This window comes from Roseovarius sp. (assembly GCF_018066915.1).
Lineage (GTDB): Bacteria > Pseudomonadota > Alphaproteobacteria > Rhodobacterales > Rhodobacteraceae > Roseovarius.
Genome location: NZ_JAGPVV010000109.1, coordinates 1 through 5,466, shown reverse-complemented (window position 1 = coordinate 5,466; position 5,466 = coordinate 1). Strand labels below are relative to the sequence as shown.

Annotated in this window: 8 protein-coding genes; 7 read left to right on the top strand and 1 reads right to left on the bottom strand. The window is 62.5% G+C overall.

Features of this window, described 5'->3' with window-relative positions; genetic code table 11:
* The 5 genes from KBT70_RS05985 to KBT70_RS05965 form a co-directional block, all read left to right on the top strand.
* Window positions 1–230: arginase family protein (locus KBT70_RS05985; RefSeq protein WP_296629738.1), on the top strand; the 230-nt coding region annotated here is incomplete at its 5' end.
* A gap of 115 nt (window positions 231–345) precedes the next feature.
* A complete protein-coding gene (rlmN, locus tag KBT70_RS05980) occupies window positions 346–1,524 on the top strand; it encodes a 23S rRNA (adenine(2503)-C(2))-methyltransferase RlmN (protein ID WP_296629735.1) in 1,179 nt (392 codons plus the stop codon).
* Between the two features lie 4 nt (window positions 1,525–1,528).
* Window positions 1,529–2,482, top strand: coding sequence for an amidoligase family protein (locus KBT70_RS05975; protein ID WP_296629732.1), 954 nt, complete (start codon window positions 1,529–1,531; stop codon window positions 2,480–2,482).
* The gene (locus tag KBT70_RS05970; protein WP_296629730.1) at window positions 2,479–3,198 is read left to right on the top strand and encodes a gamma-glutamyl-gamma-aminobutyrate hydrolase family protein; all 720 of its coding nucleotides are present in this window, start codon (window positions 2,479–2,481) and stop codon (window positions 3,196–3,198) included. Before KBT70_RS05975 ends, KBT70_RS05970 begins: the two co-directional genes overlap by 4 nt.
* 105 nt (window positions 3,199–3,303) lie before the next feature.
* Window positions 3,304–3,492, top strand: a complete 189-nt coding sequence (locus tag KBT70_RS05965) for a hypothetical protein (RefSeq protein WP_296629729.1) — start codon at window positions 3,304–3,306, stop codon at window positions 3,490–3,492.
* Between the two features lie 137 nt (window positions 3,493–3,629).
* Here the strand turns inward: KBT70_RS05965 and rpsU are convergent, their stop codons facing one another.
* The gene (gene rpsU / locus KBT70_RS05960; RefSeq protein ID WP_008207378.1) at window positions 3,630–3,836 is read right to left on the bottom strand and encodes a 30S ribosomal protein S21; all 207 of its coding nucleotides are present in this window, start codon (window positions 3,834–3,836) and stop codon (window positions 3,630–3,632) included.
* Between the two features lie 106 nt (window positions 3,837–3,942).
* Here rpsU and KBT70_RS05955 point away from each other — a divergent pair, with 106 nt between their 5' ends.
* Both KBT70_RS05955 and KBT70_RS05950 read left to right on the top strand, forming a co-directional pair.
* Window positions 3,943–4,632, top strand: a complete 690-nt coding sequence (locus KBT70_RS05955; protein WP_296629727.1) for a COQ9 family protein — start codon at window positions 3,943–3,945, stop codon at window positions 4,630–4,632.
* Window positions 4,633–4,648: 16 nt separating this feature from the next.
* The coding region (locus KBT70_RS05950; RefSeq protein ID WP_296629725.1) for an NAD(P)H-quinone oxidoreductase at window positions 4,649–5,466 on the top strand (818 nt) is incomplete at its 3' end.

Sequence of the window (5,466 nt, the reverse complement as noted above, 5' to 3'; positions counted from 1 at the left end):
ACTTTGTTGACCCCACCTTTGCCCCCGGCACCGGCACGCCCGAGGTGGGCGGCCCCAACAGCTATCAAGCGTTGCAGGTGGTGCGCGGGCTGGAAGGGGTGAATATCATCGGCGCTGATCTGGTCGAAGTGTCGCCGCCGTTTGACGCCTCGGGTGGTACGGCATTCCTTGGGGCGTCGATCATGTTTGAGCTCCTTTGTGTCATGGCACGGTTGCACGCCAAAGGGTGATACGCCTGTGTGCAACCTATGACGCTGGGTTTGGCGGCCCCTTCCGCCAAACCCTTTGGAATCCGTGCGCGAATCCTATATGGGATTATATCCCAGCCCGAACCGCGACAGGCCCATGACCCAAACCGCCCCGATCACACAGGATGTTCTGACCATCCCCCGCAAGCTGCCCGACGGCCCGGTGAACCTTGTCGGTCTCACCCGTGATGCGCTGCGCGAGGTGTTGATCGCGCATGGCACGCCTGAAAAGCAGGCCAAGATGCGTGTCAACCAGATCTGGCAATGGATCTATCAATGGGGCGTGCGCGATTTCCACGCGATGACCAATCTGGCCAAGGCCTATCGCGCCCAACTGGCCGAAAACTTCGTGGTGTCTATCCCCGAGGTGGTCAACAAACAGGTCAGCGCCGATGGCACCCGCAAATATCTCGTCCGCATTGCAGGCGGGCATGAGGTCGAGGTGGTCTATATCCCCGAAACCGATCGCGGCACGCTCTGCATTTCCTCTCAGGTGGGCTGCACGCTCACCTGTTCATTTTGCCACACCGGCACGCAGAAACTGGTCCGCAACCTGACAGCGGGCGAGATCATCGGTCAGGTGATGCTGGCGCGCGACGATCTGAACGAATGGCCCAGACCGGGCGAGCCTGCGGGCGAGCGTCCGCGCCTCATCAGCAATATTGTCCTCATGGGCATGGGCGAGCCGCTCTATAATTTCGACAATGTGCGCGACGCGATGAAGATCGCCATGGATGGTGAGGGGATTTCCCTGTCGCGCCGCCGCATCACGCTCTCGACCTCTGGTGTTGTGCCCGAAATTGCCAAGACGGCGCAGGAAATCGGCTGTCTGCTTGCGGTCAGCTTTCACGCCACAACCGACGCGGTGCGCGACACGCTGGTGCCGATCAACAAGAAATGGAACATCGCGACGCTGCTCGATACGCTGCGCGAGTATCCCCGCCTCTCGAACTCCGAGCGGATCACCTTTGAATATGTGATGCTCAAGGATGTGAATGACAGCGATGCCGACGCCCGCCGCCTCGTGCAACTGATCAAGGGTATTCCGGCCAAGATAAATCTCATCCCCTTCAACGAATGGCCCGGTAGCCCTTATCAGCGCAGCGATTGGGACCGGATCGAGCGCTTTGCCGACATCATCTACAAGGCCGGTTACGCAAGTCCCATCCGCACCCCACGCGGCGAGGATATCATGGCCGCCTGTGGCCAACTCAAATCCGCCACGGAACGCGCCCGCAAATCGCGCGCTCAGATCGAGGCTGAGGCGGGGCATTAGGCCCATGACCGCCTTTTCCCCTCTGCCGCAACCGCTGAACGCCAAGGGTGATCCCCGCCTTGTGGGGGTCGAGATCGAGCTTGGTGGCTTGCCCGTCGCGCAAGTGGCGCGCCTCTGTGCGGAAACGCTGGATGGCACCGCGTCTCAAGTCGACAGCCATATCTGGCGTGTCGAGAACAGTCAGATCGGCCAGATCGACATCTATCTCGACATCTTTCTGCGCAATGCCCAGCAGAGCAAACTGCGCGATCTGGCGCTTGATCTGGGGCGCGATGTGGTGCCGGTCGAAATTGTCACTGCACCGCTCGACAGGGATGGTCTCGGCCGCCTTGACGATCTGCGCAATGTCCTGCGCGACGCGGGGGCCTTGGGCAGCGGTGCCGGTTGGTTCTTTGGCTTTGGCCTGCATCTCAACATCGAGATGGCCAGCGACGCCGACGCGGATACGATCCGCCCCTTGCTGGCCTATGCGCTGATCGAAGATTGGCTGCGCGCCGCCAACCCGATCGACGAGTCCCGACGCCTCTTGCCCTTCACCGATCCCTACCCGATAGATTTCACCCGCGCGCTGATCAAGGCCGGACCGGATGCCAGCCGCGACCATGTGACAGGTCTCTATCTCGAACTCACCCCCAGCCGAAATCGTGGTCTCGACATGCTGCCGCTCTTTGCGCATTTCGATGCAGCGCGGATCAGGGCGGCCATCACCGACAAGACCTCTGCGCGTCCGACCTTTCATTTCCGTCTGCCCGATTGCCGGATCGACGAGGCCGACTGGTCCATTGCCGATGAGTGGCAACGCTGGCTCACGGTCGAACGGGTGGCCGCCGATACCGCCCTGCTTACCCGCTTGTCTCAGGCATGGCTCGACGATCACGGCCTGCTGACGCTTTCGCGTCAGAGTTGGGCCACCCGCGCGGGACGCATCCTGCAATCGGCGGGGCTGGACCGCGCATGACCTCTCGCCGCCCGGTGATCGGGGTCACTGTCTCGCGCCGCTCGGGTTGGCGTATCTTTCCGCTCATTGCCCTCAATGTCTGGCTGGCTGGTGGGCGTGCCCTGCGTTGGCAAACCGGACGCGCCGCTGACATCACCACCGTAGACGGGCTTATCATCGGTGGCGGGGATGACATTTCGCCGGACCTCTACGGCGGGCGGCTTGTGAAATCAGCGCGCCTTGATCCTGACCGGGATGCGTTGGAGCGCAAGCTGGTGCTCGCAGCTTTCGAGCATTTCAAGCCTGTCTTGGGCATCTGTCGCGGTAGCCAGATGCTCAACATCGCTCTTGGCGGCACGCTGCATCAGGATGCCTATGCAACCTACAAGGCCAGCGACCACATCCGCACCGTGCTCCCGCGAAAGACCGTGCACATAGAATCCGGCACTCGTCTGGCCAAACTTGCCGGCACTCAACCGATGAAGGTGAACGCCCTGCACACGCAAGCGGTGGATCGCTTGGGTGACGGCTTGCGCATTGCCGCGCGCGACAGTGGCGGCATGATCCAGGCCATCGAACGCATGACCGAGCCCTTTGCCCTAGGCGTGCAATGGCACCCCGAGCATCTCTTTTATGCGCATCGGCAAATGGGCATCTTTCGTGCGCTCATGGCCGCCGCATCTGCGCGCCGCGACGATGCCGCGCAATTGCCCGGCGTGGATGCTGCGGCACGTTGATCTTGCCCTGACAATTCCCCGGCCCTGCCATAATCCGGTGCGATTGCCGCCACATCCGTCACCTATCCCTAAGATCAGAGGCAAATTTTAACAGGGATAGAAACAATGAACCTGAACCAGACCGACAGCACCATCGAAATCCGCAACCTCGTCCTGCGCGAGCGTCACCTTGCCGTGTCCGAGCGCGAATGGAAACACCGCCTGCGCGGCTATGGCTACGCGATCCGCGACACCGCAGAGGGCCGCTTTGTCACCTCGATCCGTCAGGACGCACCGCTCTGCCAACTGAGCTGAGCGCAGCTTCTCCTGCCGGAAATACTCTGGGGGGTGCCCTGTCGGGCGACGGGGGCCAAACCCCTAAAAACGACAAACCCCCGAAGCATCTGCCCGGGGGTCGTCAAACGTGCCGCAAAAAACTGCGGAGAGCGCTCTTAGAGCATGCCTTCGCGCTGCGCTTTCTTGCGCGCCAGTTTCCGGGCACGGCGAATCGCTTCGGCCTTCTCGCGCGCTTTTTTCTCGGACGGCTTTTCGAAATGTTGCTTGAGCTTCATTTCACGAAAAACGCCTTCGCGCTGCAGTTTTTTCTTCAGAGCGCGGAGCGCCTGATCGACATTGTTGTCGCGAACACTAACCTGCATGTGGTGTCACCACCTTCCTAAGTTAAAGTTGCAATAGATTGCAGGAAGGCGCCGTATAGCAAAGCGTCCCGGATTTGTCTAGGGTGCGCCGCAAGGAGAAACGCCGATGTCCGAACCCGATCTCATGACCCGTCTGCTCGCGGCCGCAGCGCTGCATGTGCCCTTTGACGGCTGGAGCGAAACCACCCTGCGCCTCGCTGCCGAGGATGCCGGGATTGCGTCCGGCCTCGTGGCTGCCATCTGCCCTCGTGGCGCGGTGGACCTGGCGCTTGCGTATCATGCGGCGGGCGATGCCGCGATGCTCAAGCGACTGGCCGAAACCGATCTGAGCAGCTTGCGGTTTCGCGACCGCGTGGCCTTTGCCGTGCGTGCCCGGCTGGAAGCGGTCGAGGATCGCGAGCTCGTCCGCCGGGGCATGACGCTCTTTTCCCTGCCGCCCTATGCCGCCGATGGCGCGCGCGCCCTCTGGCAGACCGCCGATCATATCTGGACCGCTCTTGGCGATACCTCTGAGGATGTGAACTGGTACACCAAACGCGCCACGCTTTCCGGCGTCTATGGTGCGACCGTGCTCTATTGGGTGGGCGATGACAGCGACGGGCAGAGCCGCACTTGGGAGTTTCTGGATCGTCGCATCGAGGGGGTGATGCAGATCGAAAAGCTCAAGGCGCAGGCCCGCGATAACCGGTTCGTGTCGGGTCTCATGGCAGGCCCGCTCAGCTTGATCAGCCGCATCCGCGCGCCACAAGCGCGGGTGCAGACCGGCATGCCGGGCCGCTGGAATGGCCCGAACTGAACACAAGGAAAGACGAATGACCAAGACCATGCAGGCCGTCGAAATCACACAGGCTGGCGGCCCCGAGGTGTTGCAGCCCACCACGCGTCCCATGCCTGCGCCGCGCGCGGGCGAGGTGGTGATCCGGCTGGCCTATGCGGGCGTCAACCGCCCCGATGCCCTCCAGCGCGCCGGGCTCTATGCGCCGCCGCCGACCGCCTCTGACCTACCGGGGCTCGAAGGAGCGGGGGAGATCGTGGCGCTTGGGGCGGGCGTCAGCGGTTGGGCGCTTGGCGATCAGGTCTGCGCGCTTCTGCCCGGCGGCGGCTATGCCGAATACGTCGCCACCCCTGCTACGCATTGCCTGCCCGTGCCGCATGGCCTCAGCCTCAAACAGGCTGCCTGTCTGCCCGAGACGTTCTTTACGGTCTGGTCCAATGTCTTTCAGCGCGGCGCGCTCAAGGCGGGCGAGCGTTTTCTCGTGCATGGCGGCTCTTCCGGCATTGGTACGACCGCCATTCAACTCGCCCATAGCTTTGGCGCGCGGGTTTTTGCCACCGCCGGCAGCGCCGAGAAATGCAAGGCCTGCGTGGATCTCGGGGCTGAGCACGCCATCAACTACCGCGAGGAGGATTTCGTGGAGGTGTTGCGCGCCCAAGGCGGGGCCAATCTCATCCTCGACATGGTCGGTGGCGGGTATCTGCCGCGCAATGTTCAGGCGCTCGCCGATGACGGGCGCCTCGTGCAGATCGCCTTTCTGCAAGGCCCCAAGATCGAATTGAATTTCTCTCAGGTGATGATGCGTCGCCTGACGATCACCGGCAGCACCCTGCGCCCGCAAAGCGATCTGGCCAA

Bases quoted from the DNA above. Each gene is read 5' to 3' on its own strand.
- rlmN (WP_296629735.1), top strand. From the start codon at position 346: ATGACCCAAACCGCCCCGATCACACAGGATGTTCTGACCATCCCCCGC.
- KBT70_RS05975 (WP_296629732.1), top strand. From the start codon at position 1,529: ATGACCGCCTTTTCCCCTCTGCCGCAACCGCTGAACGCCAAGGGTGAT.
- KBT70_RS05970 (WP_296629730.1), top strand. From the start codon at position 2,479: ATGACCTCTCGCCGCCCGGTGATCGGGGTCACTGTCTCGCGCCGCTCG.
- KBT70_RS05965 (WP_296629729.1), top strand. From the start codon at position 3,304: ATGAACCTGAACCAGACCGACAGCACCATCGAAATCCGCAACCTCGTC.
- rpsU (WP_008207378.1), bottom strand. From the start codon at position 3,836: ATGCAGGTTAGTGTTCGCGACAACAATGTCGATCAGGCGCTCCGCGCT.
- KBT70_RS05955 (WP_296629727.1), top strand. From the start codon at position 3,943: ATGTCCGAACCCGATCTCATGACCCGTCTGCTCGCGGCCGCAGCGCTG.